22 protein-coding genes and 1 riboswitch are annotated in these 25,422 nt (G+C 62.1%); of the genes, 8 read left to right on the top strand and 14 right to left on the bottom strand.

Features of this window, described 5'->3' with window-relative positions; translation table 11 throughout:
* Positions 1–65: 65 nt before the first annotated feature.
* Positions 66–764 carry a histidine phosphatase family protein gene (locus tag GYH35_RS29595; RefSeq protein WP_161830287.1) on the bottom strand — a complete coding sequence of 233 codons (699 nt, stop codon included), beginning with the start codon at positions 762–764 and terminating at the stop codon, positions 66–68.
* Positions 765–838: 74 nt separating this feature from the next.
* On the opposite strand from GYH35_RS29595, the gene GYH35_RS29590 reads away from it, so the two are divergent.
* Entirely contained in the window at positions 839–1,159 is a 321-nt protein-coding gene (locus GYH35_RS29590; protein ID WP_161816164.1) for a hypothetical protein, read from the top strand.
* Positions 1,160–1,170: 11 nt separating this feature from the next.
* Here GYH35_RS29590 and GYH35_RS29585 read toward each other — a convergent pair whose 3' ends face one another.
* The 6 genes from GYH35_RS29585 to GYH35_RS29560 form a co-directional block, all read right to left on the bottom strand.
* Positions 1,171–1,383, bottom strand: a complete 213-nt coding sequence (locus GYH35_RS29585; RefSeq protein WP_161816163.1) for a hypothetical protein — start codon at positions 1,381–1,383, stop codon at positions 1,171–1,173.
* Between the two features lie 287 nt (positions 1,384–1,670).
* The gene (locus GYH35_RS29580) at positions 1,671–2,249 is read right to left on the bottom strand and encodes a hypothetical protein (RefSeq protein WP_161816161.1); all 579 of its coding nucleotides are present in this window, start codon (positions 2,247–2,249) and stop codon (positions 1,671–1,673) included.
* Positions 2,250–2,283: 34 nt separating this feature from the next.
* Positions 2,284–2,655, bottom strand: coding sequence for a response regulator (locus tag GYH35_RS29575; protein ID WP_161830286.1), 372 nt, complete (start codon positions 2,653–2,655; stop codon positions 2,284–2,286).
* A 141-nt stretch (positions 2,656–2,796) separates the two neighbouring features.
* A complete protein-coding gene (locus GYH35_RS29570) occupies positions 2,797–3,564 on the bottom strand; it encodes an ABC transporter ATP-binding protein (RefSeq protein WP_161830285.1) in 768 nt (255 codons plus the stop codon).
* Between the two features lies 1 nt (position 3,565).
* A complete protein-coding gene (locus GYH35_RS29565; protein WP_161816159.1) occupies positions 3,566–4,378 on the bottom strand; it encodes an ABC transporter permease in 813 nt (270 codons plus the stop codon).
* A gap of 85 nt (positions 4,379–4,463) precedes the next feature.
* The gene (locus GYH35_RS29560) at positions 4,464–5,543 is read right to left on the bottom strand and encodes a putative urea ABC transporter substrate-binding protein (protein ID WP_202624838.1); all 1,080 of its coding nucleotides are present in this window, start codon (positions 5,541–5,543) and stop codon (positions 4,464–4,466) included.
* A 94-nt stretch (positions 5,544–5,637) separates the two neighbouring features.
* Positions 5,638–5,736: riboswitch (guanidine-I (ykkC/yxkD leader) on the bottom strand.
* Between the two features lie 238 nt (positions 5,737–5,974).
* Between GYH35_RS29560 and GYH35_RS29555 the strand changes: the two genes are divergently transcribed.
* The 5 genes from GYH35_RS29555 (at position 5,975) to GYH35_RS29535 (ending at position 13,840) form a co-directional block, all read left to right on the top strand.
* The gene (locus GYH35_RS29555) at positions 5,975–6,712 is read left to right on the top strand and encodes an urea amidolyase associated protein UAAP1 (RefSeq protein ID WP_235936879.1); all 738 of its coding nucleotides are present in this window, start codon (positions 5,975–5,977) and stop codon (positions 6,710–6,712) included.
* Positions 6,712–7,362, top strand: a complete 651-nt coding sequence (locus GYH35_RS29550) for an urea amidolyase associated protein UAAP2 (RefSeq protein WP_161830284.1) — start codon at positions 6,712–6,714, stop codon at positions 7,360–7,362. The genes GYH35_RS29555 and GYH35_RS29550 overlap by 1 nt, the downstream gene beginning before the upstream one ends.
* 114 nt (positions 7,363–7,476) lie before the next feature.
* Entirely contained in the window at positions 7,477–11,019 is a 3,543-nt protein-coding gene (uca, locus tag GYH35_RS29545; protein ID WP_161830283.1) for an urea carboxylase, read from the top strand.
* Between the two features lie 200 nt (positions 11,020–11,219).
* Positions 11,220–12,086 (top strand): hypothetical protein, encoded by an 867-nt coding sequence (locus GYH35_RS29540; RefSeq protein WP_161830282.1) that lies wholly within the window; start codon positions 11,220–11,222, stop codon positions 12,084–12,086.
* Between the two features lie 122 nt (positions 12,087–12,208).
* A complete protein-coding gene (locus GYH35_RS29535) occupies positions 12,209–13,840 on the top strand; it encodes a 3-(methylthio)propionyl-CoA ligase (protein ID WP_161816155.1) in 1,632 nt (543 codons plus the stop codon).
* Positions 13,841–13,938: 98 nt separating this feature from the next.
* Here GYH35_RS29535 and GYH35_RS29530 read toward each other — a convergent pair whose 3' ends face one another.
* Complete coding sequence (locus GYH35_RS29530; protein ID WP_161816154.1) at positions 13,939–15,081, bottom strand: OmpA family protein; 1,143 nt, start codon at positions 15,079–15,081, stop codon at positions 13,939–13,941.
* A gap of 145 nt (positions 15,082–15,226) precedes the next feature.
* On the opposite strand from GYH35_RS29530, the gene GYH35_RS29525 reads away from it, so the two are divergent.
* On the top strand, positions 15,227–16,000 hold the full coding sequence (locus GYH35_RS29525) for a helix-turn-helix domain-containing protein (protein WP_308683822.1): 774 nt from the start codon (positions 15,227–15,229) through the stop codon (positions 15,998–16,000).
* A gap of 158 nt (positions 16,001–16,158) precedes the next feature.
* On the top strand, positions 16,159–18,678 hold the full coding sequence (locus GYH35_RS29520; RefSeq protein WP_161816152.1) for a glycogen/starch/alpha-glucan phosphorylase: 2,520 nt from the start codon (positions 16,159–16,161) through the stop codon (positions 18,676–18,678).
* Here GYH35_RS29520 and GYH35_RS29515 read toward each other — a convergent pair.
* The 6 genes from GYH35_RS29515 to nth form a co-directional block, all read right to left on the bottom strand.
* Positions 18,668–19,093 carry an MAPEG family protein gene (locus tag GYH35_RS29515; protein WP_161816151.1) on the bottom strand — a complete coding sequence of 142 codons (426 nt, stop codon included), beginning with the start codon at positions 19,091–19,093 and terminating at the stop codon, positions 18,668–18,670. The two genes, GYH35_RS29520 and GYH35_RS29515, sit on opposite strands and share 11 nt — an antisense overlap.
* Positions 19,094–19,116: 23 nt before the next feature.
* Positions 19,117–20,643 (bottom strand): fumarate hydratase, encoded by a 1,527-nt coding sequence (locus GYH35_RS29510; protein ID WP_161816150.1) that lies wholly within the window; start codon positions 20,641–20,643, stop codon positions 19,117–19,119.
* A gap of 94 nt (positions 20,644–20,737) precedes the next feature.
* Positions 20,738–21,187, bottom strand: a complete 450-nt coding sequence (locus tag GYH35_RS29505) for a DUF1841 family protein (protein WP_161816149.1) — start codon at positions 21,185–21,187, stop codon at positions 20,738–20,740.
* Positions 21,188–21,216: 29 nt separating this feature from the next.
* Positions 21,217–23,235: a hypothetical protein gene (locus tag GYH35_RS29500; protein WP_161816148.1), complete on the bottom strand. Its 2,019-nt coding sequence runs from the start codon at positions 23,233–23,235 to the stop codon at positions 21,217–21,219.
* Positions 23,236–23,628: 393 nt separating this feature from the next.
* Positions 23,629–24,579, bottom strand: a complete 951-nt coding sequence (locus GYH35_RS29495) for an SDR family NAD(P)-dependent oxidoreductase (protein WP_161816147.1) — start codon at positions 24,577–24,579, stop codon at positions 23,629–23,631.
* A gap of 11 nt (positions 24,580–24,590) precedes the next feature.
* Positions 24,591–25,307 (bottom strand): endonuclease III, encoded by a 717-nt coding sequence (gene nth / locus GYH35_RS29490; RefSeq protein ID WP_161816146.1) that lies wholly within the window; start codon positions 25,305–25,307, stop codon positions 24,591–24,593.
* Positions 25,308–25,422 lie beyond the last annotated feature (115 nt).

Here is a 25,422-nt window from a genome sequence, read left to right as displayed (position 1 = left end):
CAGCAACCTTGAAATGTAAAGTGCGTGTTGGTTCGCGATTTCTCGCGTCCAAAACAGTGCAAATCCTATCTGTATGTAATGAGATGTCTCAGCTCTGCACGATCCAGGTGCGGCAGGCCGTTGAATAGCGAGAGCGACACTTTGTCCGCGCTGTAGATCAGGCGCGTGATGGAAGCGTTGTGAACGGCCCAGTTGAGCTCGATGCCGAGGTGATTCGACAGGCCCATGACGTGCGCTACGATGGTGCCGATGACGCCGCCTGAGGTGCTGACGATCAATGTTTTCGAGCGGCCTTCGCTGCGCATGATGTTTTCCATGGCTGCGACGATGCGGCCATGGAAGCCGCGCCACGGAGTCATTTCTTCGGCCTCGATCTGCGCTTCGACCCACGCGCGGGCGGCGCGCTCCAGGAAGAATTGAAACTTCCGACGATCGGTTCGCAACCCCGGCCAGCCGGCCTCGGCGAGTTGCTCGGGCGTCAGCGACCTCGCGAACGTGTGCAGGATGAGATCGCTGTCGTATTCGTTGAATGCGGGTTCGAGTGCGATCGGCGGCGTGGCCTCCGCGAAGGACCCGGCGATGATCTCGGCGGTTTCAGTCTGCCGTCGCAGACCGCCGGAATAGATGCGATCGATGCGCTCGCCCAGCCCCGCGAAATAGTTGCCGAGCTGCCGGACCTGCTCGCGGCCCGTCTCGGAGAGTTGATCGTAGTTGTCGGTGCCGAAAGACGCCTGTCCGTGACGGACCAGATAAATCGTGCTCATGCACGCAGTGTAGCTGGCGCGGCTCGCCAGTCGTATATAGTCCGCCCTATCACTTCTGGCAGGAGCCGCTGGCAATGTCGCTGACTCGCATCGATGCGTACGAGGTCTTTTATTCGGCGAACGCCTTTCCGCCGCGCATCGCCTTGAAGGGCGCGGGCAATTACATCGGCATGCTGGTATTTCTGCCCGACGGGACGACGCTGCCGGCAGACACGGTCACCAAGGGCCAGGTGGTGCTGTACTACCACCTCGATCACTATCGGAACGCGATCGATCTGTTACGCAACGAGAAGCCGGTGTACCTGTTCTACAACGGCTCGGGGCCGGGCTTCGAGAACGGCATCAAAACCATGATCGAGAAGGTCGGCGAAGGCGAAGTTACGCCGACCGAATGACGGGGGCCGTCCTAGCGATTGGCAGCGGTGCGCTTCTCGGGAGTCGGCTCGACCGGCCCGAGATCGGTGATCTCGACAGCCCAGGAGCGCTCCGGCACCTGGCTGATTTCGACGCTGGGCATATCCGTGGGCGGGCTGAACAGAGCCGAAGAGGCCCACAAGGCCCCGCCAACGAGTGCAAACGCACCCGCGATGCCGACGATTTGTTGTGACTTGATCACCATGATGGCTCCCTTTGCTTACATCCGGCCGCTCGCTTCAGCCAATCGACGGTCGCAACGATAGCTCCTTGACGATTCTCCACCGTGCGTCAGATCACATCGATTCTGTAAATGCGGCGCAAAAATCCCGGAAACGCGACGCGCTTCTCAGCTTCACATTTAAGCGGACGCAACAGGCCGGAAATATTTGCAGGGAAAACGGCAGTGCGCCGGCGGCCGCCGGCGTTATGGAACATCGCGAGATAAAAAAAGCGCCACGGTTCGACCGTGGCGCTGTCGCTAAGAAAGTATCAGAACAGCTCGATGTCGCCGGCGGTGCCGACGCGGATGGTCTGCGTGCTCTGGTGAATATGATCGCGGGCCTCATCGGCGGACGCGCCTTCCACCATCATCTGGAAGATCTGTTTCTCTTCCTCGGTGCGATACAGGCGCTTGAGCGTCGTGAACAGGCGGCGCCACTGCTCCCGCTGCGTCGCCTGAGCGCGGTCGCAGACGAACAGGGCGAGCGTCGACAGGCTGTAACGCACGTGGCCGAGCCGCTGCGTGAGCTTGTCGTAGAACTGGAAGGCGACGACGGCCGAGGTCATCTGGCGTTCGATGGCCTCCATCTGTTTCTTCAGATCGAGATCGCCTAGCGCCGCGCGCTGCTCAGGCGTGAACTTGGCGGCTGCGGCCTTCATCGCGCGGGCAGTCTCGGCCAGGCCGGAGAATGCTTTGACGAGCGAGTCGACCGCGAGATCCGATTCGCAGGTCGCCGATTCCACCTGGGCCTCGCACAGCTCGAGCATCTGCGCGATCTGTTGTTCGGGCGTCCAATCGGCGAGCGGCGCCGCTTCGGCGTTGGCGATTTCTATGGAATTGGGCAGCATGGACTTCGGTCACCGCGGCTCGTGGCGTCAGGGCTCAGAGCACTCGGGCGATGGTCGCGAGCAGCTGATCGGGATTGAACGGCTTGACGATCCAGCCGGTCGCGCCGGCCTGCTTGCCGCGCTGCTTGGTTTCCGGGCCGGACTCGGTGGTCAGCACCAGCATCGGCGTGAACTTGTAGCTGTCCAGGCACCGCAGTTCTTTGACCAGCGTAATGCCGTCCATGCGGGGCATGTTGACGTCGGTGAGCACCAGGTCGACACCCCGAGTCTTCGCCAGGTCCAGGGCTTCCACGCCGTCGGCAGCCTGAACCACCTCGTAGCCGGCCCCTTCCAAGGTATAGCGGACCATCTGCCGCATGGACGCGGAATCGTCCACGGCGAGAATTGACTTCGAGGCTCCAGACATTACACGCGCTCCAATTACACAGAATCTGGCCGTCACGGGGGAGGTGACTGCATCGTTTGCCGTATTAACGGCGCGTGTTGCGGCGAGTTGAGTAGGGGGTTCCCGGAATGAGTGGCCGGTCGCACTCCCGTACTCGGATCCCTAGCGCACGAGCTCGGCTGTGAGGGCCGGCGTGGGCGCGGTGTGCTTTTTCCGGTTCAGCGGGATGTCGTACGTCACAGTCGCGCCATATCGCTCCGGCGCGTGTGGATCGTGACGACGTTTGTCGAACACCAGCAGCCGCGTGCCGAGCTGGAAGCTTTCCTTCAGATCGTGCGTGATCATGAAGATGGTCATGCGGTTCGCCTGCCACAGGCGCAGGATGATTTCATGCATGTCGGCCGTGATTCCGGGATCCAAAGCGCCGAACGGCTCGTCGAGCAGCAGGATTTTCGGCTCGCGGATCACCGATTGCGCAATGGACAGCCGCTGCTGCATGCCGCCGGAGAGCTGCGACGGATATTTGTCGCGCGCCGTGTGCAATCCGATCGCTTCGAGCAGGCTCTCGGCCTTCTCCAACGCCTCGCGACGCTTGGCGCCGAACAGCTTGCCCAGCCACCGTGAGCCCGAGAACTCCAGGCCGAGCATGAGATTGTCGAGCACGCTCAAGTGCGGGAACAACGAGTAGCGCTGGAACACGATGCCTCTATCCGGGCCCGGCTCGGCCGGCACCGGTTGGCCATCGATCAGCAACTGTCCCTTGGTGGGCTGCTCGACTCCGAGCAGCATGCGCAGGAACGTGGTCTTGCCGCATCCCGAGGCGCCGATGATGGTGACGAACTCGCGATCGGCAACGTGCAGGTTCAGATTCTCCAGCACGACCTGGTCGCCGTATTCCTTCCACAGATGTTTGACGGTGACGGAGGCCATGTCAGCGGGTCTCCGCCCAGGGGAAGAATCGCGCGCGCGCCAGTCGTAGCAGCCAGTCCATGGTGTAGGCGAGCAGCGTGATCCAGATGACGTACGGCAGGATCACATCCATCGCCATGTAACGGCGCACGAGGAAGATGCGATAGCCGAGGCCTTCGGTGGATGCGATCGCCTCTGCGGCGATTAGAAACAACCAGGCCGACCCGAGCGTCAATCTCAGTGCGTCGATCAGGCGTGGCCACAGCTGGGGCAGGATGACGCGCGTCGCAAGCAGCCAGCTCGATGCGCCCAGCGTTTGCGCTTTGATGAGCTGTTCCTTCGGCAGCTCGCCGGCGCGCAATGAGACATCGCGAACGATGCACGGGGCGACGCCGAACACGATCAACGCGATCTTCGCGACCTCGCCCAGACCTAGCGCGATGAACAGAATGGGCAGGATGGCCAGCGGCGGAATCATCGCCAACGCGGCCACGAATGGACCGAACAGCGAGCGCATGACCGGCAGGGCGCCGATGGCGAGACCGCCCGCGATGCCAATGAATGCGCTGATGGCGAGCGCAACCAGCAGGCGCTTCATGCTCGCGCCCGTATCCAGCCACCACAGGACTTCGCCGCTGCGTCTGTCTTCCTCGACGGCGTAGCTCTTCAACGTATCGACGAATGCGCTCGGTGCGGGCAGCAGTTTGTCGTCGGGGTTCTCGGCGAGCCGGGCGGCCGAGCCGAACAGATAAGCTGCGATCAGAATCAAGAACGGCAGCGCGCCCAGAGCCAGCGCGCTACCGCGAGAGGGGTAGAGATTTACCAGCCGAGGCATGAGATCGGCTCGCTGCGCTTCGCCGTCGTGCCGGCCAGCTGTCGCTGGCGGCACTGCTCGTTCGAGCGCCGGCGGCTGTGATTCATCACAGCGCGCCGTCCGCCGCCATCTTCATGTAGCTGGCGTCGAATCTCATCTTCACGCTCTTCACATTGCCCAGCGTTTTGCCGCCAGGGAACTCGATGCCGACGGCATCGGCGGACGGTGCGCCTTCGCCGAGCAGGCCATGATCGAACGAGAACTTGCGCACCAGGTCCATCGTCTTGATCACCGTCGGGCTGGTTGCGAAGGTGTGCGCCTCAGCCGGCGTCCAGAACATCTTCGTGGTCGCGAGCTGGCTGTTGAATCCCGCCAGGTCGGTGCCGGATGCCTTCGCCATGTGAGCCAGCGCCTTCGGGTCCTTCGCGGCCATCAGCTTCAATGTTTCATACCAGGCGCCGACCAGCGCCTTCGCCAGCTTCGGATTCTCCTTGAGCGTCGCGGTATTCACGACCATCAGATCGATGATCTCGCCGGGGATCTTGCTGGAGTCGAACACCAGCTGCGCATCCTTCGCCGCCAGGATCTCGCTGAGCTGCGGCTTCCAGGTCACGGTGGCCTTCGTGTCTGCGGCGGCGTAGGCGCCGACGATGTCGGCATCGGACGTGTTGACGACCTTGATGTCACGTTCCTGCATGCCAGCCGTTTCCAGCGCCCGAGCCAGCAGATAGTGCGAGACCGACAGCTCCACCAGGTTCACCGGCAGGCCTTTGATGTTGGCCAGTGTCTTGCCTTTGCCTTTCAACACCACGCCGTCGTTGCCGTTGGAGAAGTCGCCGATGATGAGCGCGGTGGAATCGACGCCGCCCGCCGAGGGAATGGTGAGCATGTCCATGTTGGTCATCACGCAGCCGTCGAAGGCGCCGGCGGTGTACTGATTGATGGACTCGACGTAGTCGTTGATCTGGGTGAGCTGAATGGAGATGCCGTACTTGTCCGCCCACTTCTTCAAGATGCCGCTCTCGGCGGCGTAGTCCCACGGCATCCAGCCTACGTAGATGCTCCAGGCGATCTTGAATGATTTCTTCTCGGCCGCATGCGCCGCCGGCGTCAGCGCCAGCAGCGTCAGGGTCAGCAGCGCGACCCGGAGCATGCGAACAGCAAGCGAATGAGCGTGGGAAAGCATTCGGCGTCTCCTCTTATTTGACAGGCCACTCGAATCGAGTGCCGGAAGACGCATCCCGCCAGAATAAATGGGGAGGCCGCCTGCCAGCGCGCAAACCTCCCGGGCTTTTATCCCGCCGTGTATCCAGCCTCGTCACTGGACTGCCTCTCTCGGACCAGCATCGCGAGCGACCGGAACCCTAGAGGCAAATTGCAATGCTGAAGTTTGCAAATGACGTGCCGGTCGCCGGTTACTGCATTTCACGCGATATCCCTCGCGCGCGCCGGCCTCGGCTGCATTCAAATGGCGCGCCGAATTGTTGTAACCGCACTCAAGCAGTGCGGCGAATGGTTGGAGAGCCGCTTCGGAATATGAATGTGGCGCTGAAATGCACGAGAAGCGCGCTTGGTACGCTCCTTGCTCTGGCCCTTCCAAGTCAACGCGGACTTGTCATGGGTATGGGAATGGCCGAAGGCGCGCCGTATTGGATGCTTTGGGACGAACTCGTCGTCGGCGGGGCCCATTGGTCCGGGCTGCTGCGGCGGGGTACGACACTGCGGCTCACCGATGTGGCCGGCGGCGGCAATGTCTCGGCGCTGTTCTATAACTATGAGGACCGGCTCGAGCGTTACAACATGGCCGACACGCTCAAGGCCCAGCACACCGCTTATCTGACTCGCGCTTGCGTGTGCTACTCCGACATGGGACGGGTGATGTGCTCGATCACCGATGACACCTGCGGCTGGCATGACACGTTATGCGGTGTCACGAACGCCTCCATGGTCAGCTCGAAGTACGGCGACGCTCCCTATCAGCAGCGTCGCAACGAATATCACCGCAACGCATACGACGGTTTTCTCAACGAGCTGGGCAAGTACGGCCTGGGCAAGCGCGACCTGGCTGCCAACATAAATTTCTTCAGCAAAGTGACGGCCGATGACGACGGCAATCTCAAGTTCCACGTGGGGAACTCGGTCGCGGGCAGCTACATCGACCTGCGCTTCGAGATGAACACCCTGGTGGTGCTGGCGGCCTGTCAGCATCCGCTGGATCCCGCGACCGGGTATCGGCCCAAAGAGGTGCGGCTGACGACCTGGCACTCGCGCCCGGCGCCGCGCAACGATCTTTGTCGCACGCGCTGCCCGGAGAATGAGCGCGGCTTTCGCAATACCGAAGTGTGGTACCGCTGATGCCGCTCAAAGAAAGCTCATTGGTCGCGGCAACGGCGGTGCGCCGGGAAATCATTCCCGCTGGCGAGCCTTGGATGGGCAGCCTGAAGAAAGGACAGCACTTCCGCATCGTCGACCTCGAAGGCAATCAGGCCGTCGATACCTTGTTCTACAGCAGTGCCTCGCTCGACGAGCGCTACAGCGCTCAGGACACGATTCGCGCTCAGGGAAACATCTATCTCACGGCGGGCACGCCGCTGTTGTCCAACGAAGGCAACACGATGCTGACGATCGTTGCCGATACCTGCGGTCGCCACGACACGCTGGGCGGCGCGTGCTCGGCCGAAAGCAACACGGTTCGCTATGCCATCGAGAAGCGGCACATGCACAGCTGTCGCGACAACTTCCTGCTCGCGCTCGCGCATTGGGGTGCGACGTATCACCGCGACATTGGCAAGCGCGACCTCGCGAGCAACATCAACTTCTTCATGAACGTGCCAGTGACGCCGCAAGGCAAGCTCACGTTCGCGGATGGGATCTCGAGCGCGGGTCGCTATGTCGAGATGCGCGCCGAGATGGATGTGACGGTGTTGATCTCCAACTGCCCGCAGTTGAACAACCCGTGCAACGGCTATAACCCGACGCCAGTTGAAGTGCTGGTCTGGGATTGACGGCAGGCGACGCTCACGTCGCCACTCGCGGGACGACCCACGAGTTTCATGACAACGCCGGGACGACCCGGCACAGGGCCAGCTGGCAATGCCAGTCGGGTCGAAGGCGTTATCATGTTCGAGAAAGTGCTGATCGCGAATCGTGGCGCGATTGCTTGCAGGATCATTCGCACGCTGCGGCGGCTGGGCATTCGCTCTGTCGCTGTCTATTCCGACGCCGATCGCCATTCGATGCATGTCGCGATGGCGGATGAAGCCATTCACATTGGCGCCGCGCCGGCCGCCGAAAGTTATCTTCAACAAGATCGCATCATCGCCGCCGCTCGCGAGTCCGGCGCCGAGGCGATTCATCCGGGCTATGGATTTCTGAGCGAAAACGCGGCTTTCGCCGAAAAGTGCGAAGCCGCCGGGATTGTTTTTGTCGGGCCGAGCCCGCAGCAGATGCGGAGCTTCGGACTCAAGCACACGGCTCGTGAGCTGGCTCGAGCACAGGAAGTGCCGCTGCTGCCCGGCAGTGGACTGTTGAGCAACGCCGAACATGCTGCTCTCGAGGCCGCGGCAATCGGCTATCCCGTGATGTTGAAGAGCACCGCGGGTGGCGGTGGCATTGGCATGCAGTTGTGCCGCAGTGCTGAGGAGTTGGCTGCTGCCTTCCACACGGTCGAGCGCCTGGCTGCCAGTAATTTCAGTCAGGGCGGTGTGTTCATCGAGAAGTTCGTCGAACAGGCGCGCCACATCGAAGTGCAGATCTTCGGCGACGGTCGCGGCAATGTCGTAGCGCTCGGCGAAAGGGATTGCTCGGTCCAGCGGCGCAATCAGAAGGTTATCGAAGAGACGCCCGCGCCGCGCCTCGACGAGCGGACGCGCCAACATCTGTTCGCATGTGCCGAACGCCTCGGTCGAAGCGTCGGATATAAATCGGCCGGCACCGTCGAGTTCGTGTACGACGACGCGGGTGGCCAGTTCTACTTCCTCGAAGTGAACACGCGTTTGCAGGTCGAGCATGGCGTCACCGAGCAGGTCACCGGCGTCGATCTCGTTGAATGGATGCTGAGAGTTGCAGCGGGTGAGCCGCCGGACCTGGTCGGTAGTCGGGCGCGCTCGCACGGTCATTCCATCCAGGTCCGTGTGTATGCGGAGGATCCGGCGCATCAGTTTCGTCCGTCGAGCGGTCTGCTGTCGCATGTGCAATGGCCGGACGGGGTCAGGGTCGATCATTGGATCGATACGGGCACGGAAGTGCCGGCGCACTACGATCCCATGCTGGCGAAGATCATTGCTCACGGTGCGAATCGCGAGGAGGCGCTGCAGAGGCTGCAGGTTGCGTTGCACGCCACGCAGTTGTATGGAATCGAGACGAACCTCGCGTATCTACGGCACGTGATTGCAGATGACGTGTTTCGCGAGGGGCGGCAGACGACGCGCTTTCTTACTCGACTCGAGTATCGGCCCGCGACGATTGAGGTCCTGCAAGCGGGCACGCACACCAGCATTCAAGAGTTTCCGGGTCGCGTGGGGTACTGGGATATTGGCGTGCCCCCATCGGGGCCGATGGATGACCTCGCGTTTCGGCTCGCCAATGAGCTGGTTGGAAATGTCGGACCTGCCGCAGGCCTGGAATTGACGGTCAGCGGGCCGACGCTGAAGTTCAACGCACCGGCGGTGATTGCGCTGTGTGGCGCTCAGATGAAGGCTGAGTTGGATGGCGATCCGGTGCCGTATTGGACTGCAGTCAAGGTCGCTGCCGGCAGTGTTTTGAAGATGCGCTCCATTCAAGGGGCCGGGCAGCGCACATATCTCGCCGTGCGTGGCGGATTCGATGTGCCCAACTATATGGGCAGCCGGGCCACCTTCACGCTCGGGCAGTTCGGCGGGCATGCTGGTCGCGCGCTGCGTGCGGGCGATACATTGCGATTGCATGAGAACGTTGATTTGACGGCGATCGGTCCTCCGTTGGCATCGTCACGCATACCGGGTTACTCGAATGCGTGGACCATCGACGTGATGTCAGGTCCGCATGGCGCGCCGGATTTCTTCACGGACGAGGACATTGCGACGTTCTTCGCTGCCGAATGGGAAGTGCACTACAACTCCAGCCGCACTGGCGTGCGCCTGATCGGGCCAAAGCCAACCTGGGCCCGTGCTGATGGCGGCGAGGCGGGGCTGCATCCTTCGAACATTCACGACAACGCCTATGCCATCGGCGCAATCGACTTCACTGGCGACATGCCGGTGATCCTCGGGCCGGATGGGCCGAGCCTCGGCGGGTTTGTTTGTCCGGCGACGATTATCGGCAGCGAGTTGTGGAAGGTCGGTCAGCTGCGCCCGGGGGACAAGGTTCGCTTCAGGTGCGTGTCGTTGGATGCTGCGATAGGCGGCGCGTTCGATTCGGTGCTTCACGCCCGCGCGGCGTCGGCGAAGGGTGGAGCGCCGGCCGTCTGCTACCGCCAGGCGGGCGACAACTATTTGCTGGTCGAGTATGGCCCGCTCGTGCTCGATCTCGAGCTGCGCTTTCGTGTGCATGCCTTGATGGATTGGCTTCAGCGGCGGCAAATTCGCGGCGTGCTCGAGCTGACGCCGGGCATCCGTTCCCTGCAGGTCCACTTCGACAGCAGCGCCCTCTCACAACGGGCGTTGTTGGATGTTCTGGCAGGCGCCGAAGAAGAACTTCCGGCAGTCGATGATATCGAGGTGCCGAGCCGCATCGTTCACCTGCCACTCTCCTGGGACGATCCGGCAACGCGCGTCGCCATCGAGAAATACGTGCAGTCGGTGAGAAAGGACGCGCCCTGGTGTCCGAGCAACATCGAGTTCATCCGTCGCGTGAATGGGCTCGACTCCATCGACGACGTCCGCCGCATCGTTTTCGATGCCAGCTATCTCGTGATGGGACTGGGAGATGTATATCTCGGCGCCCCCGTCGCAACGCCGCTCGATCCTCGGCATCGTCTCGTCACTACTAAATACAACCCGGCTCGTACCTGGACTCCGGAGAATGCCGTCGGCATCGGCGGCGCCTACTTGTGCGTGTATGGCATGGAGGGCCCGGGCGGGTATCAGTTCGTTGGGCGCACGGTGCAGATGTGGAATCGTCATCGGCAGACCCAGGATTTCAAGGATGGCAAGCAATGGTTGCTGCGCTTCTTCGATCAGCTGCGGTTTTATCCGGTGTCGGCTGACGAGCTGTTACAAATGCGCGAGGATTTCCCTCGAGGTAAATTCCATCTGCGGGTCGAAGAGAGCACGTTGAAGTTGCGCGAGTATCGGCAGTTCCTGGCCGATAACCACGATTCGATCGCTGTGTTCAAAGCCCGGCAGCAAGCCGCGTTCGAAGCTGAACGTGAGCGCTGGCGCGCGAGCGGCCAGCTCACATTCGATGCAGAGCCTGCCGTAATCAACGAAGGCAACACCCAGAGCGTGCCTGCGGGCTGCGAGGCGATCACCTCGCCGGTTACCGGCAGCGTTTGGAAACAATCGCTCGCCGTGGGCCAACGAATCGCGGCAGGCGATGAGTTGCTGGTCATCGAAGCCATGAAAATGGAGATTCCCATCCTCGCCGACCAGGCAGGCGAGATCGTCGAAATCCGCAGCGCCGCCGGCCGGGCGGTGTCGGCGGGAGAGGTGCTCATCGCGATCAGGCCGGCTCATCCGACATAACGCAGGCTTAGCTGAACGAGCCAGCTGAATGGCCCGCATCCGCTCGAGCTCCCAATCCGAAACTGCCAACTGTTTGGCAGAGCTGCAAAGTGTGACGCAGTACAGTCCCGCTGCAGACCAGACATAAGGAAGGGCTTCGCGCGCTTCCCCAAGTTCGGTGGAAGGGCGCAGGACAGTGGCTTCAACGTCAAGGGACTTCGATGGATGTTTCCGAAACCATTCTGGCGGCCATGATCGGTGCGTTGGCAACCGTTGCCACCGCCTTGTTTCAGCTGTTCAGCTCCTTCAAACAGCAACGTAGCAGCAAGGTCGACGTGCGACCGAAGAAGCGCTCCGCGCTGCGCTCGGTGCTCGCCGTGCTTGCGTTGATGGTGGCCTCCGGGGCCGGCGGTTTTCTCTACTCCGAATTCATCAAAGAGCGCGCTTCTGAAGATATGCGCGCCATGCGCGGCGAGTTGAAGGAGCTGCGCTCGTTGATTGCCGCCGAGCGCGAGGCGGCGCGCACTGAAGCATCAGCTGCAGTGGAAACTGCTGCCCTGGAGCACAGTGCGGTGACGTTGCCGGCGTCGATGGAGAGCGTCGCTGACAGTGTGGAGTCTGTCGTCTATGTCCCTGCCTGTCGCACGGGTGGCGTGACCAACGCCTGCAGCGAGCAGGAAGCTCAGCGCATCGCTCTTTGCGGAACGATACCCGCGTACGCTCGCGTCGATCGCATTCAGTTGTTTGCGCAGCCGGATGCCATGCAGTACCCCTGGAACAAACATCAGGTGACCTTCGAGCAGGATCTCGGCGGCGCGCGCTTCACCGGCAATTCGTTTGAATACGCCCAGGGTGAGGATCTGAAAGCCGTGTGCGTGAATTTCATGCAGTGGAGCAGCGAGCATCCGCATATCGCGCGGATCGTCGTCGAGTTCGGTTTCGGTAATGCGCCGACGCCGATCGAGCCCGCGCCGATGACGGCGCCAGTGCAGATGACACCGGCGCAGCTGCCGGCGGTTATTGCCGCTGAGTCGTTGCCCGCAGTGGCGACGCCTGCGGCGTTCACGGGCGCGGGCGCCACCCAGTAGTTTTTGTTCGCTGGAAGAACCCACCCCCTTAGCCGGAAATGACTTCGCTGCCACGCAGGCGGCCGGGCGATATTTGTGGTATCTCTTTAGATACTACATAAGCATCGTTCCGGGGGACGGCCATGTTCGGACAGATGATGGACCGGCCGCTGCTGATCAGCGGCATCGCGCGCCATGCAGAACTGCAGCACCCTCGGCGGGAGATCGTTTCGATCACCGCCGACAATCCCCGCCATCGCTACACCTACCGGGATGCATTCGCGCGCTCCCGTAAGCTCGCCAATGCGCTGAGCCGGCTGGGCCTGCAGCAGGGCGATCGCGTGGCGACGCTGGCGTGGAACGACTATCGACACTTCGAGATCTACTACGCCGTGTCCGGCTCGGGCTTCGTTTGTCACACTATCAACCCGCGGCTGTTCGAAGATCAGATCGTCTTCATCATCAATCATGCCGAGGACCGGTGGCTGTTCCTCGATCCCGTGTTCGTGCCACTGGTGGAGAAGTTGCAGTCGCGCCTGCCCAAGCTCGAAGGGTGTGTCGTCATGACCGACGATGCCCATATGCCGCAGACTCAGCTGCCTCGCGCTCGAAGCTATGAATCGTTCATTGCCGCCGAGAGCGACAGCTTCGACTGGCCCGAGTTCGATGAGCGGACCGCGAGCTCGCTTTGCTACACCTCAGGCACGACGGGCGATCCGAAAGGCGTGCTCTACAGTCATCGCTCGACCGTTCTGCATTGCTATGCCTCGGCCATGCCGGACGCGATGTCGTTATCGGCGCACGAAGTGGTGATGCCGGTCGTGCCGATGTTTCATGTGAATGCGTGGGGCCTGCCGTATTCGTGCGCGATGGTGGGGGCGAAGCTGGTATTCCCGGGCGCGAAGATGGGGGATGCGGAAACGTTGCAGTCGCTCATCGAAGCAGAGCAAGTGACCTTCTCGGCCGGCGTGCCGACGGTGTGGCAGGGGCTGATTGCGTACTTGGAGAAGACCGGCAAGCGCATCGATAGCCTCACTCATGTGTTGAGCGGCGGGTCGGCGGTGCCGCTGGCGCTGATCAATCAGCTGAGGGAACGTCACGATGTCGAGGTCGTGCAGGCATGGGGCATGACCGAGACCAGTCCCATCGGCACGATCCGCTCGCTCTCCCCCGAGGCGAGTGCTTTGCCCGAAGAGCGTCGCGAAGCCTTGCGTGCCCGGCAGGGGCGCACGGTGTTCGGCGTCGAGCTCAAAGTGGCGGGCGAGGACGGCAACGAAGTGCCGCGCGATGGCAAGACCTTCGGTGCGTTGAAGGTGCGCGGCTGGTGGGTCGCCGGCGGCTACTACAAGCGCAGCGGCGACGATGTGTTCGAGAACGATGGCTGGTTCAACACCGGCGACGTCGCGACCATCTGCCCGCTGGGATATTTGCAGATCACGGATCGGACCAAGGACGTGATCAAGTCGGGCGGTGAGTGGATCAGCTCGATCGAGCTCGAGAATCTCGCGGTAGCGCATCCGGCCGTGGCGCAAGCGGCGGCCATCGCCATTCCTCATCCGAAGTGGCAGGAGCGGCCGTTGCTGGTTGCGGTGCTCAAGCCGGGAGCGTCGGTGACTGCGGAAGAACTGTTGCAGTTCTTCGCCGGCAAGGTGGCGAAGTGGTGGATCCCGGATGACGTGGTGTTCGTCGAGAAGCTGCCGCTGACGGCCACCGGCAAGCTCAGCAAGTTACAACTGCGACAGCAGTTCGTGGGATATCAGTTTCCATCGAACTAAGGATGGCTCCTCCCCTTCGGGGAGGAGCGGGTCGGGTATCAAGAAAGAAAGGGCCTCTCCTCTTGCGAGGAGAGGCCCATCACTCGACTCGAACTCCCTTATTGCTCGACCTTGCCCTGGCCCTTCACATCCACGTCGCCAGGGTTGTTGATCACGTACATCACCACGCGGCGATTCAAGGAGCGACCTTCTTCGGTCTTGTTGTCCGCGATCGGCTGCGATTCGCCGTAGCCTTTGGCCACCAGTCCGCCGGCGGGCACACCCTGGTCCAGCAGATACGTGCGGACCGAGTCAGCGCGTTGCTGTGACAACTTCAGGTTATATGCATCCGAGCCCGCGCTGTCGGTGTGACCCTGCAGCTCGATGCTCAGCTTCGGATATTTCTTCAGATCCGCGGCCACGGCATCGAGTGCGGTGCGCGACTCCGGCTTCAGCTTCGCCGAGTTGTACTCGAACGTCACGCCTTCCAGCGTGATCGAGCCTTTGCGCGTGCAACCGTACGCGTCGACGGCAACGCCAGGAGGTGTATCCGGGCACTTGTCGACGTTGTCGAGCACGCCGTCCTTGTCCTGATCGCCGGGAGGCGGCGGCGGGGGTGGCGGCGGAGGCGGCGGCGGCGGAGCAGGCGGCGGTGCTTCAACCGGTTTCGGCGGCGGCGCGCCGAAAGAGAATTGGAAGCCGAGCAGGCCGATATAGTCACGCAGATGCCCTTCGGCGCCGGCGTCATCCCAGCGTGCCTTCAGCTCGGGGCGCAATGAGAAGGTGCGCGAGCCGTCGCTGCTTTCCCAGGCTTTGATGAACATGCCGACGCCGACTTGCGACATGAAGTCCGTTGCGTCGCCGCCGTCGCTCTTCGGGCGATCGTTCTGTGCGACGCCGAGGCCGGCGGTCAAGAACGGTTGCACGACACCGCCGCGATTCATCACGCCCAGCAGGTCGATCGAGCCGCCATACAAGCTCAGGTCGCTGCGGCCAGGGCCACCGCCGATCTGCGAGCCGTTGAGATTGAACTCGGCGTTCAAGCCTTGATTGACGACCTTGCCGACGGCCAGGCCGTACAGCCAATCCTTGTCCTGCAGCGGCCGGTCGTTGTCGACGGAAATGCCGCCGATCTGCGGAGTGATGTACCAGTGGCCGACCTCGTCAGCCGCGGCAATACCCGGCGCGGCGATGACGAGCGCAGGCACGGTCCAGCGCAATGCTGGCTTCGCCATGGCACGTAACGCGTGAAACACCTTCATATCGATTCCTCTTGTTTGTTCGACTTGTCTTCACAACCGCAGGGGTTAGACCGGGTGTGCCGACGGGGCGACACCTTAGCGGCCTGAGCGCGTCGGACAAGCTTTGAAAACCGAAGTACCGGATTACGGTACTCTAGGCACTGCAGTGTTGGCTCTGTCGGGATTTGTTGCAGTGAATGAGACCAAGAACTTACTGGGAACTTTGAAGCGTTGCTTGCGCGCGCGTGGGATGACCTACCACAAACTCGGCCGCGCGCTGGGCTTGAGCGAATCGTCGGTGAAACGTTTGTTCTCCGATGAATCTTTTACATTGGTGAGATTGGAGCGCGTGTGCGCGGCCATCGACATGAGTGTCGCCGATTTGGTACGCATGGCGGCCGGCACCCGTGAAGCGCAGACCTTCAGTCTGTCGCTGGAGCAGGAGCGCACTTTGGCAAGCGATGCATCGTTGCTCGCCTTGTTTTATCTGCTGTTGAATGGCAGGTCGGTGGAGGCGGCCGAGCGCCGGCTCGGTCTGAATCCTCGCGTCATGCGTGCGCTGCTGGATCGGCTCGTCGAGGCGCAGCTCATCGATATCGACGTGAAGCGCAGGATTCACCTGCATGCGCGCCTGCCGATTGCGTGGCGTCCGGATGGGCCGGTGCGTAAGTTATATGAGCGCCAGGTGCGGGCGGAATTTCTGCAAGGCCCGTTCACCGGCAGCAGCGAGGCGCTGTCGTTTCATTCGGCGGAGCTGTCGCCGGCGTCGGTGCGCATCCTGCTCAAGAAGATCGACAAGCTGGCGGCGGATTTCGCCGACCTGGCGGCACTCGACGTGCAATTGCCGGCGCGTGACAAGACCAGCGTTGCGCTGCTGCTGGCGTGCCGGCCGTGGGTGTTCTCGATGTTCTCCGCGTATCGCGCCAAGGCGGCGGCTTAGGCTGCACTCAAAAGAGGCGGGTGGACTGACGCGCTGACTGAAGGCGGTGCGTGCATCGCCGTGGGCGCGCGCTGACTGCGAATACCGACAGCTGTTCGGCTACGCACGATATTTGCAGCATGCACACCGTCCGCGGATCGCGAAAGTCAGGTGATGCTATGGCGACTTCAATGAAGCCGGTGGAAAACGAGCCGTATGAGGACGAGCGTACGGCGCTCACCAAGGAGGCGTTCAAGCGCGCCTTCCTGGACAATCTGTTTTACGTGCAAGGCAAGTTTCCCGCGCTCGCCACTCAGAACGACTATTACCAGGCGTTGGCGTGCGCGGTTCGCGATCGGCTGTTACAACGCTGGATCAGCACGGCGGCCGCTTACACCAAACAAGGCTCGCGCACCGTCGCCTACTTTTCCGCCGAGTTTCTGATGGGGCCGCACCTGGGCAACAATCTCATCAATCTCGGTATCTACGCACAGGTCAGGGAGGCGATCGCCGAGCTGGGTCTGGATTTCGATACCTTGTTGCGCCAGGAAGAAGAGCCGGGGCTGGGCAATGGCGGTCTCGGGCGCCTCGCCGCCTGTTTCATCGACTCGCTGGCGACGCTGGAAATCCCGTCGCTGGGCTATGGCATTCGTTATGAGTTCGGCATTTTCCATCAGGAGATCGTCGACGGCTGGCAGATGGAGCGCACCGACAAGTGGCTGCGCTTCGGCAATCCGTGGGAGATCCTGCGGCCGGAGTGGGCGGTCGAGGTGCGGCTCGGCGGCCACACCGAACAATATCGCGATGAGCACGAGCGCCTGCGCATTCGCTGGGTGCCGGGCAAAGTTGTGGTCGGCGTGCCGTATGACACGCCGATCCTCGGCTATCGGAACAACACCGCGAACACGTTGCGTCTGTGGAAGGCCGAGGCGCCGGAGTCGTTCGATTTCTCGACTTTCAACCGCGGCGACTACGGTGGCGCGGTCCGGCAGAAGGTGTGGTCGGAGACCTTGAGCAAGGTGCTCTATCCGAACGACGAGCAGATCCAGGGCAAGACGTTACGCCTGGAGCAGCAGTATTTCTTCGTGTCCGCTTCGTTGCAGGACATGATGCGAATCATGCGCGTGCAGAAGCTGCCGCTGGAACGCTTCCACGAAAAGTTTGCCGTGCAGCTCAACGATACGCATCCGGCGATCGCGGTGGCCGAGCTGATGCGACTGCTCGTGGATGAGCACGTGCTGCCCTGGGAACAAGCCTGGGACATCACCTGCAAGACCTTCTCATACACCAACCATACGTTGTTGCCGGAAGCGTTGGAGTGCTGGCCGCTCGAGCTGTTCAAGTCGGTGCTGCCGCGTCACCTGGACATCATTTACGAGATCAATGCGCGCTTTCTCGATGAGGTGCGCATCCGTTTCTATGGTGATGAGTCGCGCCTCGTGCGGCTGTCCCTGATCGATGAGAACGGCGAGCGCTACGTGCGCATGGCGCACTTGGCGTGTGTCGGCAGTCACACGATCAACGGCGTGGCCGAGCTGCACTCCGAACTGCTCAAGCACGATGTGCTCAAAGATTTCTATGAAATGTGGCCGCACAAGTTCAGCAACAAGACCAACGGTGTGACGCCGCGTCGCTGGATGGCGCTGAGCAATCCTCGGCTGACGAATCTGCTCGGCGACGCCATCGGCGATGCCTGGATCAAGAATCTGGATGAGCTGATCGAGCTCGAGCCGCTGGCGGACGATGCTGCCTTCCGGCAGCGCTGGCGTGAGATCAAGCATGCCAACAAGGTCGAGTTCGCGGCGTTCGTGAAAGAGCGCAACGGCATCGCGATCGATCCGCAGTCGCTGTTCGACGTGCAGGTCAAACGCATTCATGAATACAAGCGGCAGCACTTGAACATCCTGCACGTCATCGCGCTGTATCACCGGCTGCGCTCGGATCCGAATGCCGACATCCAGCCGCGCACGTTTATCTTCGGTGGTAAAGCGGCGCCCGCGTATCACCTCGCCAAGCTCATCATCAAACTGATCAATTCGGTCGCGGATGTGGTGAATCGCGATCCGGCGGTCAACGACCGGCTGAAGGTGGTGTTCCTGCCGAACTTCAATGTCACCAACGGTCAGCGCGTGTATCCGGCGGCGGAGCTGTCCGAGCAGATCTCCACGGCGGGCAAGGAAGCGTCGGGCACGGGCAACATGAAGTTCTCCATGAACGGGGCTTTGACCATCGGCACGATGGACGGCGCCAACATCGAGATCCGCCAGGAGGTAGGCGCGGAGAATTTCTTCCTATTCGGTTTGACGGCCGAGCAGGTCGCGCAAACCAAGGCTCGTGGCTATCGGCCGCTGGATCACATGACGCCCGAGCTGCAGGAGGTGATCTCGCTGATCAACAGCGGCTTCTTCTCGCGAGGCGACACGGAGTTGTTCCGTGCGCTGACGGATGGGCTGCTCTGGCACGACCCTTACCTCGTGTTCGCGGACTTCGAGTCCTATTCCGAATGTCAGCTGCAGGTGAGCAAGGCGTATCGCGACGTCGACCGCTGGACGCGCATGTCGATCTTGAACACGGCGCGCAGCGGCAAGTTCTCTTCCGATCGAACGATTCGCGAGTATGGCGCCGATATCTGGCGCGCGCCGTCCGTGCCGGTGCGCCTGCTGTCTCAGCAGGACGTGAAAGTCGGCTTCATGCAGTGAGCAGGCGCACGGCGAACAGCAGCCACATCGCGTACAGCACGATGCTGCTGGCGAAGAACAACTGAAAGCGCCGGATGACCGTGTTGCTGGTCAGGTGCACGTACGTGTGCGCCGCCCGTAGCACGACGTAGCCCCAGGCGCCCGCCAGCAACAACGGGTTGGCGAGCTGGGTGATCGCGAGAAAGCCGCACAGCGCATAGAACAGCACCGGCACTTCGAACAGGTTGCGGAAGTGGTCTGAGGCTGCGACGTTCTGCAGCGTCTCGTGCGTGGCCTTGGCGGTCGCCAGTTGCTGCGGATGAATCCGGCGGGCGCGGATCTCCGCGACGCGGTCCCGATATAGCTTGATGAAAACTACGCCCGTCAGCAGGGCGAGGGCGGTGGGTGGCAACAGAATCGCGTATTGAATCTGCATGGGTCCTTCCACCGCCGGGCTCCTTAGACGACTTTGACTGGGATGCCGGCGATGCGCTTCTTCCATTCCGCCGGGCCGGTTTCGTGCACCGATTCGCCGCGGGCATCGACGGCGACGGTCACGGGCATGTCTTTCACTTCGAATTCATAGATCGCTTCCATGCCCAGATCGCCGAACGCGACCACGCGGCTGGAGCGAATTGCCTTGGAGACGAGATAGGCCGAGCCGCCGACCGCCATCAGATACGCGGCCTTGTGCTTGCGGATGGACTCGATCGCTTCGGGCCCGCGCTCGGACTTGCCGATCATGGCGATCAGGCCGGTCTTGCCGAGCATCATGTCGGTGAACTTGTCCATGCGCGTCGCCGTCGTCGGGCCGGCGGGCCCCACGACTTCGCCCTTCACGGGATCGACGGGGCCGACGTAGTAGATCACGCGGTTCTTGAAATCCAAGCCTGGCGGCAACGGCTCGCCCTTCTCGATCAGCGTGCTGATGCGCTTATGAGCGGCGTCGCGGCCGGTCAGCATCTTGCCCGACAGCAGCAAACGTTCACCGGGTTTCCACGAGGCCACATCCTCGCGCGTCAATGCATCCAGATTCACGCGACGCGATTCGGCGGACGCTTGATACGTGAGCTTGGGCCACAGTTCCAGGTCCGGCGGATCGAGCTTCGCGGGGCCCGAGCCGTCGAGCACGAAATGCGCGTGACGAGTCGCGGCGCAGTTCGGAATCACCGCGACCGGTAATGACGCGGCATGCGTCGGATAATATTTGATCTTCACATCGAGCACGGTCGTGAGGCCGCCGAGACCTTGCGCACCGATGCCGAGCGCGTTGATCTTGTCCATGATCTCGAGGCGCAGCGCTTCGAACTTGTCCTTCGGGCCGTGCTCGCGGATTTCGTGAATGTCGATTTCTTCGAACAACGATTCCTTGGCCATCACCATGGCTTTCTCGGCGGTGCCGCCGATGCCGATGCCAAGCATGCCGGGCGGACACCAGCCCGCGCCCATCTGCGGCACGGTCTTCACCAGCCAGTCGACGATGGAGTCGGATGGATTCAACATCACCATCTTGGATTTGTTTTCCGAGCCGCCGCCCTTGGCCGCGACTGCGATGTCCAGCGTATCGCCGGGCACGACTTCCATATGAATCACCGCGGGCGTGTTGTCCTTGGTGTTCTTTCTATCGAACAGCGGGTCGCCGACGATCGATGCGCGCAGCATGTTGTCCGGATGGTTGTAAGCGCGACGCACGCCTTCATTGATCATGTCGCTCAGCGACAGCGTGGCGTCGGCCCACTGCACGTTCATGCCCACTTTGACGAACACGGTGACGATGCCCGTGTCCTGACAGATCGGGCGGTGGCCTTCGGCGCACATGCGCGAGTTCACCAGAATCTGTTTGATCGCATCCTTCGCGGCCGGGCTTTCCTCGCGTTCGTAAGCGGCCGCCATGGCCTGGATGAAATCGGGCGAGTGGTAATAGGAAATGTACTGCAGGGCGTCGGCGACGCTCTGGATCACATCGTCTTGCTTGATGGTCGGCATGGTTGCGGCGGCGGTGCTCGAAGAGGATCGAGAGGGGGCGGAATCTACCATTGGCGTCCGGACCCGGCCACCACGCAGGCCGCGAACGCAGACATCACTTTATGCGAAGGCCCGCGAGCTCCCGGATGCGACGTAAGTAGGCCTGCTCGTCGGGCGGCCGGCCGGCGCGCTGCGCTTCCCATAACGCCTCTGCGAGGCGCTCGATGATCTGATGTTCCGCGTCGTGGGGCGAGCTCATCCGCGCCGCCAGGGCCTCGAAGGCGGCCCGGATGCCGGGCGGGCGATCGGTGCCGATCTGGTCGCGGACCGCCAGGTGCAGTCCCATGTGCAGGAACGGGTTGGACTGGCCGCTCTCGGGGCTGTAGTCGCGGTCGAGCACGGTGTCCGGGCGCTCCAGCGCCGCCTGATATTCAGGATGGAGCGCGACCACGTCGGCGATCTGCGCTTCCAGCGGCTGCATCGGGACGCCTTCGCGATGCTTGCGCCAGGCCTCGATGTACATCTGGCGCAGCTGCTCGCGGGATTGGGTGTCGAAAATCGGCATGCGGCGATTCTAGCCGCATCCGCTGGCTTTCAGGGCAAGCTCACCCGATACAGTGTGCCGTGCGATCCTGTCAGGAAATAGGCCACGCCGTCCGCCTGGATCGCGTCTCGCGCCAACGTGTCGAGCCACACGCGTTCACCGCCCGCGACAGTCCACACGCGCATCTTGTTGTCCTCGCGGAACATGATGTGGCCGTCTCGAAGCGTTTCCGCATTCCACTGTTCGTACCCGGTCAGCAGCGTGGTGGTCGAAGTCGAACCGTCATTCACATATAACTTCGAGTCCTGATCCTGCCAACAGAGCAAGCCATCCTCGAGGTGCGCGGCCGCGACGCTCGTGTGCAGCACCGTATTGGCCGTGGGGTTGTCGATGGGCGCGACGAGCAGACTCGTAGCGTAGCCCGAGCCGCTCAGCCAGCTCATGCGTGTGCCGTCGGTTCTGGGGTTGGTCGCGGAGGTGCTGACTAAAGGCTGCGTCGTGCCGCTGGTCAGGTCATGGCTGTAGATTCCGGCGACACCATTCAGGTCGGCCGAAAACAATAAGCGCTCATGCCCTGGCGTGGTGTCCAGGTCATAACCTCTGAGTGCCAACAGCGAGCTTCCGAATTGCACCGTGCTGGTTGCGCCGGTGCGCACGTTATAGAGCCTGAAAGCGCTCGCATTCGCCCAGATCACCCACGGGCCACGTACCAGGGCGTGATAAGAAGCTCTGAGGTCGTCTGGCGCGGACAGATCGATCCGCGATCCGTCTGAATTCAGCACAAACATGCGACGATCGTCGCCGCGCGCGACGACGCGGTCTTCTATCAGCCAATAGTCCAGCATGGCAGGGCTGGGGCCCGGCAAGCGTCGTTCGGCGCCCGCGGCGTCCCTCAGCACGATCGCGTCCCATAGGTTCCTATACAACAGCGAGCCGGCATCGGCCGCCAGCAGCTCCTTGGCCTCCATCGTGAGCAGCTCATAGTTCAGCCCCGTGGAGGGCACGATGAGTCGGAACTTGCTCAGGTTGGCGTTACCGCTCGCGTCCCGGACCCGAACGACCATCGGATATTCTCCGGGCGCAAGATCGGCGAGCGAGTAGCTGGCGGTCAGCGGGCTGGTCTGCGTCTGCACGATGCTCTGCTCGCCGACCAGGATGGTCAGCGTCGCGCCCGGCGCGTCGTCGCCGAACGTGGCTTGAACATCCAGTCTGCCGTCCGTTGCAATCATGCCGTCGAACAGACCGGTGATCTGCTTGGAAGGGAAGTGATCGATCGTGAAGCGCTGCTCCATGCTGACGGTGGCTCCGTTGTAATCGGTGGCCACCGCGCGAAACACGGTCGGCCCGGAGGGCAGCGCCCAGCGATCCACCGCGAAACTGTATTCGTGGGCCACGCTCGGGGTGGTCACGACGGCCAGCGGCGCATCGTTCGCGAAGAACGCGACTTGGACGATGCCGGGGCCAGAGGTTGTTTTGGCGCTCATCCACACGGGCGCAGAGGCATCGAACGAAGACGCGGTTACATTCAGCAGCAAGGCCGGAGCGGGATTTGCGACCTGCAATGGACGGTAAACGAATTTCCCCAGCCCCTCGGTTTTCTGGACCAGGGCGGTCAGCGCGCGCTGACCATCCGGAAGTCGCTCGGTGGGCAGCGTCGCGGTGAATGTGCCGCCGCTGGTGGACTGCGCGACTTGGGCGTTGTCGAGGTAGTAGGTGACCGACAACGCCGGCCCTGCGTTTTGCACGCTCACCTGTACGCTGCCGCTCACCGGCTCGGCTTGATCGACGCTGATGGTGCTGGGCGAGGCGCCCAGGTCGATCTCGAATTCGGTTTCATTCGGGCCGGCGTGCAGCGGCACTGAGTGATCGTTCAGCACTGCGACCAGCCGATACGTGGCGGAGACGTGAATGGAGGGCTTCCAGAGCATACGTTCGCCGTCGCCGGCCGCCTCCGTGCCCACCTCGCGCCACTCGGTGTCGCCGACGAGCCGCCGCTCCAGTCGATACTCGCGCTCGTTATCGAACAAGTCCAGCCAATCGAGGATGAGCACGTCCCTGTCCTGCGTCACGCGCAGCTTTGCGTTTTGCGCGCTACTCAGTTCGTCTGGCTCAGCCGGTGATCCCGGCGGATTCGTGGGCGGCTCGCCGCCGGGTGGGGGCGTTGTTGGAGGTGTCGTGGGCGGCGGATTGTTGCCGGTAGCGCCGCTTTCGTTGGGGCTTCCGCCACCTCCGCCACCGCAAGCAGCCAAAGCGAACGTGAGACATGTGAGCACGACGAGGCGTTGGCGGATTGAGCTCATCATCGCTTGAACGTTCCTTATAGCCGTCTCGCGCGATACAGGTGCTGCCCGCGCGTATTCCAAAGGCCGGCCATACTCACTGCATTTGTTTGTTGTTCGGCTGGGCCGTCAGCCGTTCGCCCGAATTCTAACTCGCGCTTTGTGAGTTTTTGCAAGAACGATTCAGATGAGATAGGGAGCTGTCAGTTTTGTCGACACTTGCCACAACTTCGCCGCCATCGCTCGATCCGTCTGATACGCGCTCTGGGGCGCCGGATTGCAGTCGGAGAAGTAGTCGCCGCTGACTTGCTTCAATGAGGGATGAGCGGCTACATAACAAACCGTCGCGGCGCCCTGGGCGGGAGTTTTCAAATTGGGTGGCGCGGAGCTCGCGGGTAGATCGCGCCGGATATTTGTATCTACCGGTCCGGGCGAGAGGCAGTTTGAGGTCGCGCGAGTCTTGGAGAGTCGCTGCGATAGCTCCAGCGAGAACAGTCCGTTGGCGAGTTTCGAATGCGCGTAGCCGCGACGATACCAATCGCGACCGGAGAGATCGTCGAATTGAATGCCGCCGGGCGGCGCATCGCGATGATTGCCGCTGCCGACCACGACGACGCGCCCTTGCGCGGCCGAGGCGACGCGATCGAGCAGTCGCTGCGTGAGTAGGAAATGGCCCAGGTGATTGACGACGAATTGTCTCTCGAGGCCATTCACCTGCTGCCAGTCGCCCAGGGTGATGCCCGCGTTCAGGATCAGCATGTCGATGGTTACGTTCATTGCTCGAATCGTGTCGGCGCAGGCGACCACCGAGCGGAAGTCGGTCAATTCGAGCGCAACCGGTGTCGCCTTGCCTTGAACCTTGCCACAGGCTTCGCGGCCCTTGTCGAGGGTGCGAGCGGTGCCGATGACATGAGCGCCTCGCAACGCGAGCACGCGCATTGTTTCGAACCCAATGCCGGAGTTGCAGCCGGTGACCACGGCTGTTTTTCCCGTGAGGTCCAGGCCCGCGGTCACTTCCTCGGCCGTGGAACTCCGGACGAATTTGCTGCGTGGGGTGCTGGCGCCGGCTCGCGACGGGAACTGCGATACGAGGCCGGCAGCCGCGGCGTGGCAGATAAAGTTTCGACGGTCCATGGCTTGTTTGTTCACACTCGAACGCGCTTCTTGCTGACCTTCTTCGCCAGTCGCGGACTCTTGGCAAAGATACTGCGTTTGACCGCTTTGGTCTCCGGCGGCGTCTTCTCCTTGTATTCGCACAGATCGACGATCACACACTCCGGGCACTTCGGTTTACGGGCGATGCAGGTGTAGCGCCCGTGCAGGATCAGCCAATGATGCGCGTCGTGTGCGTACTCCGGCGGCACGACTTTCAACAGATGATCTTCGACCGTGCGCACGTTGTCGCCCGGCGCGAGGCCGGTGCGATTCGAGACGCGGAAGATGTGAGTATCGACGGCGATGGTCGGATGGCCGAACGCGGTATTCAAAATCACATTTGCCGTCTTGCGGCCGACGCCGGGCAAAGCTTCCAGCGCCTCGCGCGACTCGGGAACCTCGCCGCCGTGCTGTTCGACCAGGATGCGACAGGTCGCGATCACGTTCTTCGCTTTGGTGTTGAACAGGCCGATCGTCTTGATGTACTTCGAAAGGCCCTCCACGCCGAGCCCCAGAATGGCCTGCGGCGTGTTCGCATGTTTGTACAGCTCACGCGTAGCGACGTTGACGCTCTTGTCCGTCGCTTGAGCCGAGAGGATGACGGCGATCAGCAATTCGAACGGGGAGGTGTACTCCAGTTCGGTGGTCGGCTTGGGATTGGCGGCCTTGAGGCGCTCGAAAATCGCGGCGATCTTTTTTCGGTTCATGTCAGATCGGACGGGGCTCGGTGAAAACCTGAATTCGACGGTCTTTGCCGTGAATCTGTTGACACAGACACTGGCGGGCCTCAAGACTAACATTCGCACCCGGCAGCACGCGACG

The organism is Steroidobacter agaridevorans, assembly GCF_009932555.1.
In the GTDB taxonomy this organism is placed as follows: Bacteria; Pseudomonadota; Gammaproteobacteria; order Steroidobacterales; family Steroidobacteraceae; genus Steroidobacter; species Steroidobacter agaridevorans.
This window is presented reverse-complemented; position numbering and strand designations above follow the sequence as displayed.

Excerpts from the sequence above, each read along its gene's own strand:
- GYH35_RS29595 (WP_161830287.1), bottom strand. The coding sequence starts at position 764 with ATGAGCACGATTTATCTGGTCCGTCACGGACAGGCGTCTTTCGGCACC.
- GYH35_RS29590 (WP_161816164.1), top strand. The coding sequence starts at position 839 with ATGTCGCTGACTCGCATCGATGCGTACGAGGTCTTTTATTCGGCGAAC.
- GYH35_RS29585 (WP_161816163.1), bottom strand. The coding sequence starts at position 1,383 with ATGGTGATCAAGTCACAACAAATCGTCGGCATCGCGGGTGCGTTTGCA.
- GYH35_RS29580 (WP_161816161.1), bottom strand. The coding sequence starts at position 2,249 with ATGCTGCCCAATTCCATAGAAATCGCCAACGCCGAAGCGGCGCCGCTC.
- GYH35_RS29575 (WP_161830286.1), bottom strand. The coding sequence starts at position 2,655 with ATGTCTGGAGCCTCGAAGTCAATTCTCGCCGTGGACGATTCCGCGTCC.
- GYH35_RS29570 (WP_161830285.1), bottom strand. The coding sequence starts at position 3,564 with ATGGCCTCCGTCACCGTCAAACATCTGTGGAAGGAATACGGCGACCAG.
- GYH35_RS29565 (WP_161816159.1), bottom strand. The coding sequence starts at position 4,378 with ATGCCTCGGCTGGTAAATCTCTACCCCTCTCGCGGTAGCGCGCTGGCT.
- GYH35_RS29560 (WP_202624838.1), bottom strand. The coding sequence starts at position 5,543 with ATGCTTTCCCACGCTCATTCGCTTGCTGTTCGCATGCTCCGGGTCGCG.
- GYH35_RS29555 (WP_235936879.1), top strand. The coding sequence starts at position 5,975 with ATGGGTATGGGAATGGCCGAAGGCGCGCCGTATTGGATGCTTTGGGAC.
- GYH35_RS29550 (WP_161830284.1), top strand. The coding sequence starts at position 6,712 with ATGCCGCTCAAAGAAAGCTCATTGGTCGCGGCAACGGCGGTGCGCCGG.
- uca (WP_161830283.1), top strand. The coding sequence starts at position 7,477 with ATGTTCGAGAAAGTGCTGATCGCGAATCGTGGCGCGATTGCTTGCAGG.
- GYH35_RS29540 (WP_161830282.1), top strand. The coding sequence starts at position 11,220 with ATGGATGTTTCCGAAACCATTCTGGCGGCCATGATCGGTGCGTTGGCA.
- GYH35_RS29535 (WP_161816155.1), top strand. The coding sequence starts at position 12,209 with ATGTTCGGACAGATGATGGACCGGCCGCTGCTGATCAGCGGCATCGCG.
- GYH35_RS29530 (WP_161816154.1), bottom strand. The coding sequence starts at position 15,081 with ATGAAGGTGTTTCACGCGTTACGTGCCATGGCGAAGCCAGCATTGCGC.
- GYH35_RS29520 (WP_161816152.1), top strand. The coding sequence starts at position 16,159 with ATGGCGACTTCAATGAAGCCGGTGGAAAACGAGCCGTATGAGGACGAG.
- GYH35_RS29515 (WP_161816151.1), bottom strand. The coding sequence starts at position 19,093 with ATGCAGATTCAATACGCGATTCTGTTGCCACCCACCGCCCTCGCCCTG.
- GYH35_RS29510 (WP_161816150.1), bottom strand. The coding sequence starts at position 20,643 with ATGCCGACCATCAAGCAAGACGATGTGATCCAGAGCGTCGCCGACGCC.
- GYH35_RS29505 (WP_161816149.1), bottom strand. The coding sequence starts at position 21,187 with ATGCCGATTTTCGACACCCAATCCCGCGAGCAGCTGCGCCAGATGTAC.
- GYH35_RS29495 (WP_161816147.1), bottom strand. The coding sequence starts at position 24,579 with ATGGACCGTCGAAACTTTATCTGCCACGCCGCGGCTGCCGGCCTCGTA.
- nth (WP_161816146.1), bottom strand. The coding sequence starts at position 25,307 with ATGAACCGAAAAAAGATCGCCGCGATTTTCGAGCGCCTCAAGGCCGCC.